Origin of the sequence: Azospirillum baldaniorum (genome assembly GCF_003119195.2) — a bacterium.
Lineage (GTDB): Bacteria > Pseudomonadota > Alphaproteobacteria > Azospirillales > Azospirillaceae > Azospirillum > Azospirillum baldaniorum.
On the sequence record NZ_CP022262.1, the window covers coordinates 446680 to 461977 of the forward strand.

General features: G+C 66.9%; 13 protein-coding genes. 6 read left to right on the plus strand and 7 right to left on the minus strand.

The window, feature by feature from the left end:
* The first annotated feature begins 269 nt into the window (after positions 1-269).
* From Sp245p_RS33480 to Sp245p_RS33490, 3 genes are read left to right on the plus strand one after another with little or no spacing between them, the layout of a single operon-like run.
* Positions 270-548, plus strand: coding sequence for a hypothetical protein (locus Sp245p_RS33480; protein WP_041814286.1), 279 nt, complete (start codon positions 270-272; stop codon positions 546-548).
* On the plus strand, positions 532-930 hold the full coding sequence (locus tag Sp245p_RS33485) for a plasmid mobilization protein (RefSeq protein ID WP_014199740.1): 399 nt from the start codon (positions 532-534) through the stop codon (positions 928-930). Before Sp245p_RS33480 ends, Sp245p_RS33485 begins: the two co-directional genes overlap by 17 nt.
* Entirely contained in the window at positions 920-2230 is a 1311-nt protein-coding gene (locus tag Sp245p_RS33490) for a relaxase/mobilization nuclease domain-containing protein (protein ID WP_014199741.1), read from the plus strand. Before Sp245p_RS33485 ends, Sp245p_RS33490 begins: the two co-directional genes overlap by 11 nt.
* Positions 2231-2900: 670 nt before the next feature.
* Here the strand turns inward: Sp245p_RS33490 and Sp245p_RS35530 are convergent.
* The 7 genes from Sp245p_RS35530 to Sp245p_RS33525 all read right to left on the minus strand — a co-directional run bounded on the left by Sp245p_RS35530 (position 2901) and on the right by Sp245p_RS33525 (position 9479).
* Positions 2901-3074, minus strand: coding sequence for a hypothetical protein (locus Sp245p_RS35530; RefSeq protein ID WP_186466863.1), 174 nt, complete (start codon positions 3072-3074; stop codon positions 2901-2903).
* A 526-nt stretch (positions 3075-3600) separates the two neighbouring features.
* Positions 3601-6120: a DUF927 domain-containing protein gene (locus Sp245p_RS33500; RefSeq protein WP_014199744.1), complete on the minus strand. Its 2520-nt coding sequence runs from the start codon at positions 6118-6120 to the stop codon at positions 3601-3603.
* Complete coding sequence (locus Sp245p_RS33505) at positions 6113-6421, minus strand: hypothetical protein (protein WP_014199745.1); 309 nt, start codon at positions 6419-6421, stop codon at positions 6113-6115. Before Sp245p_RS33505 ends, Sp245p_RS33500 begins: the two co-directional genes overlap by 8 nt.
* 139 nt (positions 6422-6560) lie before the next feature.
* Positions 6561-6836, minus strand: coding sequence for a hypothetical protein (locus Sp245p_RS33510; RefSeq protein WP_129557299.1), 276 nt, complete (start codon positions 6834-6836; stop codon positions 6561-6563).
* Between the two features lie 307 nt (positions 6837-7143).
* The gene (locus Sp245p_RS33515) at positions 7144-7416 is read right to left on the minus strand and encodes a helix-turn-helix domain-containing protein (protein WP_014199748.1); all 273 of its coding nucleotides are present in this window, start codon (positions 7414-7416) and stop codon (positions 7144-7146) included.
* Positions 7417-7530: 114 nt separating this feature from the next.
* Positions 7531-8298, minus strand: coding sequence for a hypothetical protein (locus Sp245p_RS33520; protein ID WP_129557300.1), 768 nt, complete (start codon positions 8296-8298; stop codon positions 7531-7533).
* 20 nt (positions 8299-8318) lie between these two features.
* Positions 8319-9479, minus strand: coding sequence for a tyrosine-type recombinase/integrase (locus Sp245p_RS33525; protein WP_014199751.1), 1161 nt, complete (start codon positions 9477-9479; stop codon positions 8319-8321).
* A 650-nt stretch (positions 9480-10129) separates the two neighbouring features.
* Between Sp245p_RS33525 and Sp245p_RS33535 the strand changes: the two genes are divergently transcribed.
* Genes Sp245p_RS33535 through Sp245p_RS33545 form a run of 3 tightly spaced genes read left to right on the plus strand, consistent with a single transcriptional unit; the run spans position 10130 to position 15292 of the window.
* Positions 10130-11521 (plus strand): ABC transporter substrate-binding protein, encoded by a 1392-nt coding sequence (locus tag Sp245p_RS33535; RefSeq protein ID WP_014199752.1) that lies wholly within the window; start codon positions 10130-10132, stop codon positions 11519-11521.
* Positions 11518-13938, plus strand: a complete 2421-nt coding sequence (locus Sp245p_RS36405; RefSeq protein ID WP_014199753.1) for an ATP-binding protein — start codon at positions 11518-11520, stop codon at positions 13936-13938. The genes Sp245p_RS33535 and Sp245p_RS36405 overlap by 4 nt, the downstream gene beginning before the upstream one ends.
* 10 nt (positions 13939-13948) lie before the next feature.
* On the plus strand, positions 13949-15292 hold the full coding sequence (locus Sp245p_RS33545; protein WP_014199754.1) for a sigma-54-dependent transcriptional regulator: 1344 nt from the start codon (positions 13949-13951) through the stop codon (positions 15290-15292).
* Positions 15293-15298: the final 6 nt, after the last annotated feature.

Consider the following 15298-nt stretch of genomic DNA (forward strand, 5'->3'; position numbering starts at 1 on the left):
ACGTTTCAGCAAACGTTGGCCTAGGTGTAAGCCAAACTGCTTCAGTGCGCTCGTAAACATACATAATCACGCGTCTACACGAGTAATTGATGGGCTCTGGTAACTAATTTTGTGCGTCTGCTCTGTAGGGTGAAATTTTCTGGGCTCCGCTGGCAAGTGCCTGCATCTATCTTCGAATACAAGTGAGGAAGGATAAGCAAGCCATGTCGTCTACCGACGACTGCTTGCCAGGGGGCTGCCGCCCCCGTGGACCCCGAAGGAGAGGTGAGATGGACACTACGGATGCATGGTGCTGCTGGCTTTTCGATGACATGGAGCGCCAGCTTGCAGAAGCGAGCGCTGCCGGACTGCCCGCCGATGGCCTTGCCTTGACGGCTGCCCACGTCCTCCATGGTCTCCGGATCGGTCTCCATGTTTGCGAGGCGCCGCGCCCGGTGATGGCGTTCTGGCTTCGCGAACTCGCGCATGCTGTCGAGAACAACACCCCCTACATGCCGGTGCTTGTCCTGCTGAATGCGGAGGAAGCTCCCCATGCCGGACGGGCCTGAAAGACGACTGCACGTTGTCAGCTTCCGGCTGACGGACACGGAGGCCGCCCACGTGGACGCGGCGGCCGCCGCGATGCGAACGCCGCGCTCGCGCCAGGACTGGTGCCGCGCTGCTGCCCTGCACCTCGCAAAGACGAAGGTGCCCGCTCCTCCGCCTCCGAGGCGGAATCCCGCGCGCCGCCTACCCAAGGCCGACACCCGGGCCTTGGCGGCTGTGCTCGGTGAGTTGGGCAAGATCGGCAGCAACGTCAACCAGATCGCAAGGATCGCGAACTTGACCAAGCGCCTGCCGGAGGAGGCCGTCCTGCGTCGTGCCGCTGCGGAGATCGCCGATGCCGCCTGCCAAGTCCGGCGTGTGCTGGAGGGCATCCATGGTGATTAAGGGGTCTTCGCGTGGGCAGTCCGCTTCCGATATCCGCCGTTTGGCTGCCCACCTGTTGGCCGCGGAGAACGAGACGGTGGAGGTGGCGGAGATCGCAGGGGTGACGGCCGGCGGCCTCCATGCCGCCTTGGCGGAGATGCGCGCTGTGTCGCTTGGGTCCCGAACCCGCAAATCCGTTTACCACGCCAGCATCAATGTTGCCCGCGACGAAGCCGCCATGATGACGCGCGCCCGTTGGATGGAAGCGGTCGGGGAACTGGAGCACCGCCTCGGCTTGGCTGGGCGTCCTCGTGCCGTCGTGTTCCACCGCAAACACGAACGCGACCACGTTCATGTGGTGTGGGGACGCGTCGATCCCCTGACGCTGAAAGCGGTCAGCGACGGCCAGAACTATCGCATCCATGAAGAATGCTCCCGCGCCCTGGAGGAGAGGTTCGGCCATCGACCGGTGATGGGTGCGCACATCAGAACACCGGGAGCACGGCGCCCGATCGCCAAGGCCACTCATGCCGACTGGCAGGCGGCGGAGCGGACGGGGATCGCTGTCGAGGACGTAGCGGCTCGCATGCGTGCGGCTTGGCTGGAGTCGAATACGGGGACCGCCTTCCGTGCAGCTTTGGAGGCGAGAGGGCTTTCGTTGGCAAAGGGACGGCGGGGTTTGCTGGCCGTGGACGAAGCCGGAACCCCTCATTCCATCGCCCGGCGGCTGGGCCTCAAGGCTGCCGTCGTCCGGGCCAAACTCGCCGACATCGGCTCGGACGACGTGCCCGCCGTGGACGAGGCGCGCACCACCAGGAGGAAATCACCCATGAAGAAGATCGTCATCGGAGCCGCGGGTCCGGCGTATGCCGCAGAAGCCGACTGGGAGGCGCTGGAAGATTATTGGCGCCGACTCGGTTATGCACCTGTCCGCCAATGGAACTGCCTGTGGGTGGACGTGGATGGCGCCTGCCTCCGGGACTTCGGCGACCGTCTCGAGATTCACGGCACGGGCGAGCCGACCGACGCGCAGATTGCCGCTATGGTGGCCGCTGGAAAGGCTCGTGGCTGGTCGACGATCCACTTCCATGGTGGCAGCGAGGCATTCCAACACCGTGCCCGTCTCGAGGCACTCCGTCAGGGTTTCCCGCCCGAAGCCATCAGCCTGGAATGTGATCCGGGTGGAGGGAGCAAGCCGCCTGACGAGCCCATGCCCGAGCACCTGCGCCGGAAACTCGGCTTGCCGGAACACGGGAACACCGAGAACACCAGGAACACGGAGAACACCGAAGAGCAGGCGTACAGCCCCCGTTTCCGATGAACCGCCTTACCGCGAGCATGTCCAGACCTCCAAGAAGGAGGAGTGCGGTCTTGGGATTCCGACGCTGACGTCGGATCACCGTGGGAGCCGCCGTCCATCGGACCAGTCCCCGATGCTGTCACCCTGGAACCGTGAGGAAGCAATGACCACTCCCGAGACCGGAATCGCCAACGTAGTCCGTACTTGGCTGGAATGGGACAGAGAACGGCGGTTGGCACGGGCCGTTCGCTCCCTGCTCCGGGAGAACGCAGGAAAACCGCTCGGCGTCTGCAGGCCCACTGAATGGGAGATACTGGAGTCCGATCCTCCACTTGCAGCATTCTTCGCATCCGTTGCCGCAGCCGGGGAGGATGCTTGGCGGGAGGAAGTTGCTCGTGTGCGGACCCGGCAGGCCGCCCGGCGGAAGGAGCGGATCGCCCGCACCGGGGAGTGGCATTCCGGATCGGCAAGGCTGTCGCCGGTGCCGATCATCGACCTTCTGCCGGTATGGAGGGCATGGGGCCGTATGCTCCTGAATGTTGGACCTGGAGGTTGGACCCGAGACGGCAGTTTGGAGATATAGGAGGTGTTCCGGCAGGCCGAGTTTCGCCGCAGGTGCTCGGCACGATGATCACCGATGGGCACGCTCCCCCAATGCTGGTCCGCGTTGGGAGAGCGTGGCCTTGCCTGCCTATGTATTCAGGTGACGCGAGGTATGGCCTTCATCCCAGCCGTTCCGGTAGTCGTCCATCGTGTCCTCGCGCTCCGCGAGGGCTTCATTCCAGTCCCCTGCACGGCCGTCAGCGTGGCCTTGGTGCCAGGCGGGTGAATGGCCCATGTCGTTCGTCGATGCGGTGGTGCCCATGCTGGTCTCCTGTTTCATGGGGTTAGGATTCTGGTGCGTGTTCGACGGGGAGAGGATGCCCGCGAGCCGGAGTGCTTCGGCGGCGCGCTTCCGCCACAGCCGTCCGTACTCGACGACGCATCCGGTGTGGACCCAAGCGCCGTCGGGAAGGCGGACGGTATGTCCGGCGAGAACACCGGAACACGCGGCACACTCATTGCCGTCCGAAGGGCGGCTCTCCCGGTGCCATGCCAGGAGAACCTCCTCGTATGTCAGCCGCTCGGCTTCTGGGCGGGGCAGGCCGCCGTCGAACTCGCGGACGGCAGCGCGCTCCTCGTAGAGGTGCAGCCAATCCTCAGCAGTGTGTGTTCCCGGTGTTCTCCGTGTTCCCGTGTTCCGCCCGGGCTCGGCCCGATTGTCATTGGCAGTATCGATCCTAGGGGCGCCGTCCGGACCGATGCGGGGGGGCCTCGCTTCCGGTCGGTTCTGAGAGTCGGTCATCGACTGCACAAGCGGGTCAGCGGGCTTGCGGAACCTCGCAAAGTGGTCATTCATCGCCCACCTCGTCTGCCTGCGGCGGAATGATGTGGTAAAGGCGCGCCTTTTTCTGCCCCGGCACTGTCACCAGCGCGCTGCTCTTGCCATCCTTTGCAGGTTGCAGAATGCCTTTCTCGATCAAGGCAGCGGCAACGACCTCGCTGTTCATGCCGCTGCACATCTCGTGGAAGCCAGCCGCGGTGGCGAAATACTCCCAGTGACCGGATTGGTCCCGCTTGCGCCAGCCGATGCGGTCATGCGCCTTGTCGGTTACGGTTTCCGGGCCGCCATAGGTGACCTTCGACCACTCATCGAAGCGGGAGGAGCCGTGCCTCTCGATGTAGGCGAGAATAGCGCGCACCGCATGCAGACGTTCCGAAGCGCCGATGCCGCCGCGAGCCGTGAGCCAGTCGTGGAAGCACACCGCCACACCGCGCGTCGCTTCTCCCGCAGGCCAGTGAACGGCGCCGAACGCCGTGGCGAGTTCCCCGGCGGCGGCGGCAAGCCCGAACCGATGCGCTACCCGCTGAACCTGCCCGTCGGCACCCTTCGGGCAATTGTCGCGGACGAAGTCAGCGGCGGCCGCCTTGACGGCTTCGGCAACCTCGACGGGATTCTTCACCAGCTCCGAAAGGAACAGATCTCCGGCCACACCCTGAACGGCACGGCACTCCGCCTTGATGTGGTCGGACAGTTCGCGCCCGCCGTTCAGGCCATGCACGGTCTCGTAGATGCCGAAGCCCTTCACGTTGGCTTGGACGTCGACGACGCGCACCTCCTGTCCGGCCTTCACGCGACCACCGGCCTCGAGCATCTTGTCCGCGATGCCGACCTCTCCGGTGGAGAGGAAGACAAGGAGCCAGAGCTTGACGGGGCGGGCGTCGCCGGTCTGCCCGGCGCGCCCTTTGCCGACGCCGTTCCCGAGCATGTAGGTGGTCGGCCCGGCCACCTTCGCACTGAGTTCCCCCAGTTCGTCGAGAGTCAGCATCAGGTGATTGAAGGCCGCCGCGCGGGCTTCCAGAGAGTTGTCCGTCGTCCGCCAGGACCCGATGTCGAAGCCCCACACCGCGGCTGCCATCGCAAGGAGGGTGCTCTTGCCGATGGAGGAGGAGCCTACGAAGTGGAAGCCGCCCCCCTCTGCTCCGACGAGCGGCAGGAGAGGACCAAGGAAGGCGGCGCTCAAGGCGAGCACCGGGCGGCTGTTGCCGATGGCCAGGCCCGACAGTTCGTTCCAGCGATCCAGGGTGCCGATGATCCGACGCGTCGGCTGCATCGCTGTCTGTCCGCGGTAGATGACGCTTTCTCCTTCCGGCTGGCCATAGGTGCGGTCCGGGAGAACGAAGAGATTGCGACCCGGCATCCAGCCCGGACGGTCCGCAAAGAGGATGCGATCCTGAGGCTTCACCGTGGTCAGGTAATCCAGCAGCGCGCGCTTGGAGCCACTCTCCGGCGACAAGGACAGGCCGCGATCGAGAAGTGACTCGATCACGAGCTTGCCGTCGCCCGCCAGCGCCGACTTTGTGATCTGCAAGGAGTGCCAGTGTCCGTCGGGGTCGCAGACCTCAACAACCAGGGTCCAGCCGCGGCTCTCTGCGTCCCGGGCCAAGCCGCGGGTTCGGATCGTGGAGCAGAGCCACTGGAGGGTCTCGTTGCCATTCCGATCCCGCCGGATGGCGTACAGGCCGTCTTCCGCTTCGATGAACGGAAGGCTCGCGGCATCCGCGCACTTGCCAGCCGCTTCGGGCCGGTTGTCATTTGCGGAGAAGGGTTGGATCAACCCCTCGGGAAAGTGCTTGCCGATGAGTTCGGCTGTCCAGCCTTCGGCAAGGGCATCGGCAAGGTCCCAACCCTCGGGAATGGGACCGTCGCGTTCGACCGGCACTCCGCTCTCGACAATGAAGCGGGCGAGCTTGTCGCACCGCAGCCGCAGAACCTCCGTAGCGCCCGCCTGAAGGGCGAGTTCAGCCACCTTGCAGGCATACTTTTCGCCGGGCTCATCCAGGTCCGCGGCGAGGATGGCCGCGCAACCGGACATAGCGGAGAAGTCGGACAGATGCGGTGCGCCGCTGCCCCCGAGCGTCGTCGTTGCCACGTACTCAGGGAAGAGAATGGCAGCGGCGTCAGCGGTCTTCTCACCTTCGCAGATGAGCCTCGTGGCGCCGCGACGGTTGAAGAGTTCGTACTCATTGTACATCGGGCGACCGGCAGGAGGTGCCTGATACCGCCATTCGCATGTGCCGGGAGCGGTCTCCCAGTACGTGACGGGGAGCACGGCCTTTTCGGTCTTGCCATCCTGGCCGACGCGCTCGAAGCGCATGGTGCAGAAGGTGACATAACCATCCTTGTTGTACCAGGGATAGACCTGCTTTGCTTTCCCGAAGCCCTTGTGGAAGCGGATGATGGGCTTGGCGTCATCGGGCACGGGCACCACCAGCTTGGCGACGGACGGGGACTTCCGCACGGGCATCATGGTCTTTTCGGTCGTGGGGAGCGGGGCGAAGGCGGTGGTCAGCGAGCGGGCGTCAGCCATGGCCCACCCCCAGCATCTCGGCGAGGCGACGAGCGGCATCGGCCTGCGACATGCCGAAAAGGTAGCTGGCCAGCGAGACCGGGTCGCCGCCCTTGTCGCCCGTGGCGAAGTCGGCCCAACGGCCCGTATGGAGGTTGACCTTGAACGACCCGGCGCGGCGGTCGTTGCGGCGGGGATTGCGGGCCACGTACTCGCGGCCGATGCGCTTGCCGTTGGGCAGCCAGCGTTCGAGGATCGTCGGCAGGCAGCCAAGCGCCGCTTGGTTGGCGCGGGCAAAAAGGGTCTCCGTGTCGTGCTTCATCGCACAACCTCCTTGGTATCCGGTGGTGATGTCGGCTTGACCGGAGGAGGCCCGAGTGCTACGTGAAGAGTGTCCAGCTATTCACGGCCTTCGGGCCTCCGCCTGCATCAACCCGCGGCTTCGGTCGTGGCTTTCTGCGTTAGCGGGTCTCCTTCCGGTTGTCGTTGGCGACAGGGGGAACCTTGCCAGCGATGAAGCGGAACGTGACGTCCACGCCGGGACGGACGCCCGGTTCGATGGTGAATGAGGCGAAGTCGGCTTCGCCGCTCATGAGGACGATGGCCTGGGGGCCGTTGAGAGCAAGCCACACGGCCATCGCCGCCACCAGCATCCCCCCTGCCCACTGCAGGTGTTCGTTTGCCATCATGGTTTCGAGGATTAACTGCCGGGCGGCGTGCCGGGGATCGCCGTCCACCTGGGAGTCGCTCAGCCTTGGTCGCGAGATCGAGCATGTCGCCCAGGGATGCGTTGAAGTTCAGCGTCGCGCCAGCGAACTCCACCGACCAGCACACCTTACCCGGCTGGTACGGCAGGGGCACCTGGTCGTCGTTGGAGATGATCGCGCCGCCGTCGGTGGCCTCAACGAAGCGCTTCAGGGTGTTGTCGTTCGACACCCCGCCACGGCGGAGTGCGCGGCGCATGGCTCGGTTGAGCGGACGGTGGGAATCGAAGGGCTTCGTGGTCATAGTTCGCTCCTATGCTGGTAGATGGCGGAGGGGGTCTCAGTGGCCGCGACGGTCGGCGCGGCGCACGACCGGACGTTCCTCGTTCGCGGCCAGCCAGTCGCGAACGGCTTCGATGCGGTAGCGGATGAGCTTGCCGACTTTGCAGCGGGCGGGACCGCGGCGGGCTGCGTGCCAGCGCTGGAGGGTGCGTTCAGAGATGCCCAGCATTGCAGCCAAGGCATCGGGAGTGAGATACTCCGGGAAGGCGGTGTCCGGGAGGCTGAAGCTGCCCAGTGGGACCGTGGTGAGCAGCGGGGAAGTCGCCTGCATGTCATCCTCTTGCTGTTGCTGGCGCCTTGTGGCGCCTCACAAGAGGACATTACGAGCGGGCAGGGGGTGACTGCGACAGGGTGAGTCACCCCCAAGCCCATTTTCTTCGCCTGCTTAGCGAGGGGCTTTGGAACGCTTACTCTTAGAGATGGTCTGCCTGGAGACATAACCGGCGAGATGGCTCAGTTCGTCCTTCCCGAGGGTGTCCAGACACATCGCAAGCTGCGGTTTGAATCTCTCATCGAAGACGATAGCGTCAGGGGAGAATGCCTTTTCGGGTGCAAGGTGCTGGAACACCCCGATCTCAATTCCGATCAGACGGTAGCCTTCGGCCAGTTCCATCATCTGGACTGCACGCTCCCTCGGGAGTTCGGGGAACGGTAGGTTCCCTTGGATAGCGAAAGCGGCGGTCCAGAGGTGAGCCGCATTCCACAACTGCTTCCGAGCCTCATCGTATTTTTGCTCGCTCATCGGACAGGGCTTATTCGTGCCGGGGACCACCTTTCCCTTCGCGAGCGTCTCAATGTGCATCAGGAACTTGTTCTTTGTCGCCAGTGCGCCCTTGTCCTCGCGCAGGGTGTTTCCCCGTTTCCAAACAGTGGTGCGCAGGAAATAGTGGAATGCCATGGCAACCATCCACCCAAGCACGCGGCGCTTTTCCACCAATCCGGCGAGACTATCCCATGGCGCTCCTTCGGAGAGGATCGTGAAGTCGGCTTGGCCAAGGGTGACAGGCCAGCTGTCCCGCTTAAGCACCTCCGATGCGATGACCGACCGCTTCCGCGAGATCCATACCTCCCTCTGCTTGCCAAGGTCGTTCGGGAACAGCATTGCGGCTTCGACGCGATGGGGGTCGAATTCAAAAAATTCGTCTTGGGACATTGAGGGGTGCTCGTCCATCATCACTTTTTACGAAGGTGGTTGCCATTGACGACCGTGGCTGCCGCTTCAGCGGCCGCTCGCAATGGATCGTCGAACAGGTGGGCGTAACGTTGAGTGGTTTGCGCCTGGGTATGGCCTAAGAGCGCACCGATGATCGGCAGGCCCAGGTTGTTGCTGGCGAGCACGCTGGCAAAGGTGTGTCGAAGGTCATGGATGCGGACGTTTTTGAGTTCTGCTTTTGCACACAGGACGGCCCAGGTTCTCTTAATGTCCCCCAGCGGCTTGCCTGCGACGCGGCCGGGGAAGACAAAAACCGGGTCAGCGCCCTCCGCTTTGATCCGGCGGAGAAGCTCGACTGCTGCCGAGGATAGGGGCACCCGGTGCGTCTTCTTCTGTTTGGTGTGTGCCGACGGTTTGACCCACACCCCTTCGTCCAAGTCGAACATCGACCACTTTGCCGCCAACACCTCGGTCTTGCGGGCGCCGGTCAGCAGCATCAAGCGGATGGCGTCGCAGGAGGCCTTTTCGGAGTGCGCCTCCAACGCCTCGCTCAGTGCGACCATTTCCTTCGGACTCAGGTAGCGCTCCCGTTTATCCTCGTGGTTACGGCGCACGCCCGATACCGGGTTGTCGCTGCGCCACTTCCAGCGGATGGCGAGAAACATTGCCGTCTTGAGGACTTCAATGACCCGGTTGGCGCGTACCGGCTTGGTTTGACTGATCCAGGCGTGCAGCGCGTCCACGTCCTGTGCGGTGATGTCGGCCACCTTCTCCGAGCCGAGTCGGGGCAGGATATAGGTCTGCCACATGCTGCGGTCGTCGGCTGCCGACCTTGGGCGCTTGTTCGGCAAGTGATGCTCTTCGTACGCCTTCCACAGGTCATTAACCGTCGGTGCCGTGCGCTCCTCGATGCGCTTGCTCAGCGGGTCTTGTCCCTGATCGACACGCCGCTTCAGGTCTTTGGCTTCTTCGCGGGCGGCGGCGGCGGACCAGTCCGGGTACGAGCCGATGGTAAGACGGCGCTCGCGTCCAGCCACGCGGTAGTTCAAGATAAAGGCCTTGGCCCCGGCCGCTGTGACGCGCACTCCGAAGCCCTTGACCTCGGAGTCGTAGGTGATGCGGTTTCCGGTCTCCGGTGGCTCCAGGGCCTTGACCAGCTTGTCGGTAATCCTCTCCGCCATGTTCCGGTGTACCTCGTGTTACCGGTGTTCCGTCGATCCCAAGGCGGGGCGCAAGGGCCGTGTCCGCATTGTGTCCGGGCGTAGATGGTATGCCGATGCCGTTCTCTGACGCAAATAGAGAGTATGTGACGCCGAACGTCGCATTGTAGGATATTGAAAAGTAACGATATCCCCGATTTTCTGCGGTTCTGCCGGGTGGCGCCTATCAGACTCATAACCTGAAGGTCGCAGGTTCAAATCCTGCCCCCGCAACCAACTTTACTGGCTCGGCAAGGCCGGCCCCGGAGACGGGGTCGGCCTTCCGCGTTTCCAGGCCACGGATCCGGTCAAGGCCATTCCCGGTCAAGGCCCTTCATCGAGCCGCTTCCCACGCTGCGCAGCCCGCGACGCGACAGGGGCTGGCTCCGGAACGCCTCTCCGATCCGAAGCAGGTGTTGTCGGCGCTGGACTTTAAGGCTTTTCTCACGCTTCGAGGCGGATCTGAAGGAGCGCACCTCCTTCGTGCTGGGTGGCTCGATCATTGATGCCGCCATCGTGGAAGCGCCAGAGACGGCGAAGACCCGCCCCTGCCACCTTTGGCACATGGCCGGCGCGGGGCGGATCAAACCGTTGGACAAAAGGACAGGGCGCCCCGCACAGTGTCCCCCGTCATGACTGGATTGCGTGCTTTTGCCGGGCGCCTCGTTGCCGCTCTCTTGCTGGTCCCGTTCCTGCCGCCGGGTATCGCGGTGGGGCAGGACACGGATGCCGCCGTCACCGTGCTGACATCCTTTCCCGCGGGCTTCTACGAACCTGTGCGGGAAGCGTTCGAGGCGACCCACCCGGATTGGCGCCTGCGCATCGTCAACACGAAGACCACCGCGGCGATCAGCCAACTGCAAGAGCGGAGCGACGGTGGCGTCGACGTCTTCTGGGCGTCCGCTCCCGACGCCTTCGAGGTGCTGAAGGCGGCCAAGCGTCTGGAGCCGGTCGTTCCGCCGCCAACGGGAGCACCGCCGACCATCGGGAACCAGCCCATCAATGATCCGGACGGGGCCTATCTCGGCTTCGCGCTGTCGGGCTACGGGCTGCTGTGGAACCAGCGCTATCTCGACCGTCACGGCCTGCCGACGCCGAAGCGGTGGGAGGATCTTCGTCATCCGATCTATGCCCGGCATCTCGGCATCACAGCCCCGTCGCGCTCCGGCACCATGCATCTGATGGTCGAAACCGTGCTGCAGATGCAGGGATGGGAACGCGGATGGGCGACCTGGCTGGAGATTGCCGGGAATCTCGCCACCGTGACCGCGCGCAGCTACGGCGTGGCGGACGGCATCGCCAAGGGACGCTTCGGCGTCGGGCTGAGCATCGATTTCCTCGGGCAGTCCGCCGGGTTGGAGGAGGACGATCTGCGCTTCGCCTATCCCGCCGACAGCCTGTTCCTTCCCGCCAGCGTGGCGCTGCTGCGCGGCGCGCCGAATCCGGACGGGGCGCGCGCCTTCATCGATTTCCTGCTGTCCCCCGCCGGTCAGGCGTTGCTCGTCCGCCCGGACATCCAGCGGCTGCCGGTGCGGCCCGACGCCTACGCCGCAGCCCCCGCCGGCTATCCCGACCCCTACCGGACGGAGACGGGGGACGACCTGTTCTTGTTCGACCGCGCCCTGTCCGGCGCCCGATACGAGCTGGTGAACCTGCTGTTCGACGAGCTGGTGACCTTCCGGGTCAAGACGTTGAACCGGGTCTGGCAGCTGATCCATGAGGGGGAGGCGCGACTTCACGCGCTCTACGGTTCCGCAAACCACGAGCCGGTCGCGGCGGACCTGCTGCGCGCCGCGCGGGCGGCGGCCACCGCGGTCCCGGTCTCCGCGGCGGAGGCCGCCGACCCCGCCTTTTCCACGGTGCTGCGCCGTCCGGCGCGCGGCCTTCCCGTGTCCAGCCGGCAGGCGGAACAGGAAGCCGCGTGGCGTGCCTTCTCCCGGCAACGGCTGGACGAGGCGCTCGCCCTGGCGGAGCGCGCGCTGATCATCCTGCGCGTGGCCGGCGGCGAAGGGGTCTGGCCGTGAGCGCGGACGCCGTCGCCGGGCAGGCTCCCGGTCCCGTGCGGTTCGGCATCCGGGCGCGGCTGCTGCTGGCCTTCATCGCGGTGGCAGCGCTGTCGGTGGTCGCCTGCGGGCTGGGCTGGCTGTCCTACGACCGGCTGGGAGGCACGCTGGACGAGTTCGCGGAGAGTCATCTGCCGGCTTTGGGCCTCGCCGCGCGCTTGGCGGAGGAGGGTGGCAGCATCATCGCCACCGCGCCGATCCTCGCCAACGCCCGGACGGAGCAGGAACTGGGCGCCATCCGCGACGCTCTGGGCCGCCGGCTCGCCGCGCTGCGCCTGCTCGCGGCGGAGGGGGAGCGTGGGGTCCCGGGGTTGCGCCCGATGGTGGACGCGCTCGGCCACAACCTGACCGACCTCGACGCGACCGTGCGGCACCGGCTGGCGCTGTCCCGCCGCAACCAGGAAAGCATCGAGCGGCTGCGCTGGCTGCACGCCGACTTCCTCGACGAGATCGAGCCGCTGGTCGCCGACGCCCGTTTCAACATCCAGAGCGCGCTGGGCTCCGTGGAAACCGGCACCCGCTCCGCCGAGGCGGTCCGCGTGCTGCGCGAGGAAAGCCGGCGCAGCGAGGCGGTGCTTCAGATCGGCGCGAACGGCAACCTCGCGGTCGGCCTGATCGCGCGGGCCGCGACGCTGGCCACCACCGAGGCGTTGGACGACAACGCGGGCTTCCTGGAGGAAACCGCGGACCGGCTGCAGCATGACCTCGCCACGCTGAAGGACTGGGCGGACGGCGTGTCGCTGGGGCAGGTGGTCGCCCGCCTGCTGGAGCTGACCCGCGGCGAGGGCAGCATCCCGGACCTGCGCCGCGCAGAGCTGGCCGCGGCCGACCAGGGGCAAGGGCTGCTGGCCGAGAACCGGAAGCTGGTGGCCCGGCTGAACGGCCTGATCGCCCAGCAGGTGCAGTCGGTGGAAACCACCTCGCGCGCTGCCGCGGCGCGGTCAGCCCAGGCCATCGCCGAGGGACGGTCGGCCCTGCTGGCGAGCGCGCTGGTCAGCCTGCTGGTGGCGGTGCTGGTGGCTTGGCTGTACGTCAACCGCAGCATCATCTCCCGCCTGACGCGGCTGGGCAGCGCGGCGCACGAGATCGCCGCCGGCAACCTGAAGGCGGACATCCCGCTGGGCGGCAACGACGAGCTGTCACAGATGGCCGCGGCCCTGCTGGTCTTCCGCGACACCGCCATCGCGGTGGAGGAGGCCAACGCCCAGGCCATCATCGACAACGCCCAGGCCGGGCTGGCGACCACCGACGCCGACGGGGTGATCGAGTTCGTCAACCCGCTGGCCGCCGCGCTGATCGCCGGGCCGGGCGGTGTCGCGGACGGGCGTCTGGCGGACCGGCTGGACTCCGCCGGCGCGCGGCGCGTGGAGGATTTTTTCCGCGAGGCCCGCGAAGCCCCGGAGGAGGCGACGCCGTCGCTGTCCATCCTGACCGCCGGGCGGCGGCCGAGCGGTCGCCCGGTGCCGGTCCAGGTGGGCATCCGGCCCTTCCGGCGGCGCCAGCAGCAGCGTTTCATCGTCACCCTGACCGACATGACCGAACGCGTAGAGGCGCAGCAGCTCCTGGAACGCACGGTGGCGGAGCGCACAGGCGACCTGCGCACCACCAACGCGCGGCTGGAGCAGGCCATCGCCGAACACCAGCGCGCCGAGCGCGACCTGCGCGACACCCAGGCGGAGCTGGTGCAGGCCGGCAAGCTGGCAGCGCTGGGCCAGCTCGCCGCCGGGGTGGGGCACGAGTTGAACCAGCCGTTGTCGGCCATCCGCTCCTACGCCCACAACGGGCGCAAGCTGATCGCGCTCGGGCGGGTCGCGGAGGCGGAGGGCAACCTCGGCAAGATCGCCGACCTGACCGCCCGCATGGCCAACATCACCAACCATCTGAAGCGCTTCGCCCGCCGTCCCGACACCCGGCTGGGCGCGGTGGAACTGGCTCCGGTGGTGCAGGGCGCCCTTGCCCTGTTCGGCGACCGGCTGCGCGAGGAGTCCGTGGAGCTGACCGTGGACCTGCCGGAGGACCGGCCCGGCGAACCGCTGCGCGTCCGCGCTGAGGAGGTGCGGCTGGAGCAGGTGCTGGTCAACCTGCTGAGCAACGCGCTGGACGCCGTGGCCGACGCTCCGCAGCGCCGCATCGCCATCGCCGCCGAGGCGGCGGAGGGGACTGTCCGCGTCACGGTGCGCGACAACGGTCCCGGCATCCCCGACGCGGTGGCCGGGCAGGTGTTCGATCCCTTCTTCACGACCAAGCCGGTGGGCGCCGGGCTGGGCCTCGGCCTCTCGATCTCCTACAACATCGTGCGGGACTTCGGCGGTGCCCTGTCGGTGGCCGAGAGCGGCCCCGGCGGAACCGTCTTCCTGCTGACCCTGACCCGTGCCTGAGCGACATCGCATGACCGTTCTTCTGATCGACGACGACCACGAGGTGCTGGACGCCAGCCGCCAGACGCTGGAGCTGGAAGGCTTCGCGGTGGAGGCGACGACCCGGCCCGAAGACGCCCTGGACCGGCTCGGCCCGTCCTGGCCGGGCGTGGTCGTGACCGACGTGCGCATGCCCGGGATGGACGGCTTCGCGCTGCTGGAGCGGGTGCGCGCCGCCGACCCGGAGGTGCCGGTGGTGCTGGTGACCGGGCACGGCGACATCGCCATGGCGATGCGCGCGGTGCGCGGCGGCGCCTACGACTTCATCGAGAAGCCGGCCGAGCCCGGCCATCTCGTGGAGGTGGTGCGCCGCGCGCTGGAGCACCGGCGGCTGGTGCTGGAGAACCGCAGCCTGCGGGCGCAGCTCGCCGGCGGCGGCTCGCTGGAGGCGCGCATCATCGGCCGCTCCGCCGCCATCGAGCGGCTGCGCGCCGCCGTGGCCGGGCTGGCCGACGCCGAGGTGGACGTCCTGCTGTTCGGCGAGACCGGAACCGGCAAGGAGCTGATCGCCCGCAGCCTGCACGACGCCGGGCGGCGGCGGGCCGGCAACTTCGTCGCGCTGAATTGCGGCGCGCTGCCCGACACCATCATCGAGAGCGAGCTGTTCGGCCACGAGCCCGGCGCCTTCACCGGCGCGCAGGGGCGGCGCATCGGCAAGCTGGAGCACGCCGACGGCGGCACGCTGTTCCTCGACGAGATCGAGAGCATGCCGATGCACCTCCAGGTCAAGCTGCTGCGCGTGCTGCAGGAGCGGGTGATCGAGCGGGTCGGCGGCAACCGGCCGATCCCGCTCGACCTGCGCGTGGTCGCCGCCACCAAGGTTGATCTGCTGCGGCTGGCCGGGGAGGGCAAGTTCCGCGAGGATCTCTACTACCGCCTGAACGTGGTCACCGTTCCGCTTCCGCCCCTGCGCGAGCGGCGGGAAGACGTGCCGCTGCTGCTGCGCCATTTCCTCGACGCCGCCGCGGCCCGCGCCCGCCGCCCGGCGCCGCCGGTGGACGGGGCGGCGCTGGCCCGTCTGGCCGCCCATGGCTGGCCGGGCAACGTCCGCGAGCTGCGCAACGTCGCCGAGCGCATGGCCCTGGGCCTGGGCGACGGTCTGGCGGGCGGACCGGTGAGTGGGGCAGGGGGCGGTGGAATCGAACCCCTGGCCGAGCAGATGGATCGTGTCGAGAAGCAGCTCGTCGAGGATGCGCTGGCCCGCTGCGGCGGGCGGGTCGGCGAGACGGCGGACAAGCTGGGCATCACCCGCAAGACCCTGTACCTGAAGATGCGCCACCACGGCCTGCACCGCGGCGACTTCACCGAGGAATGAGGGTGG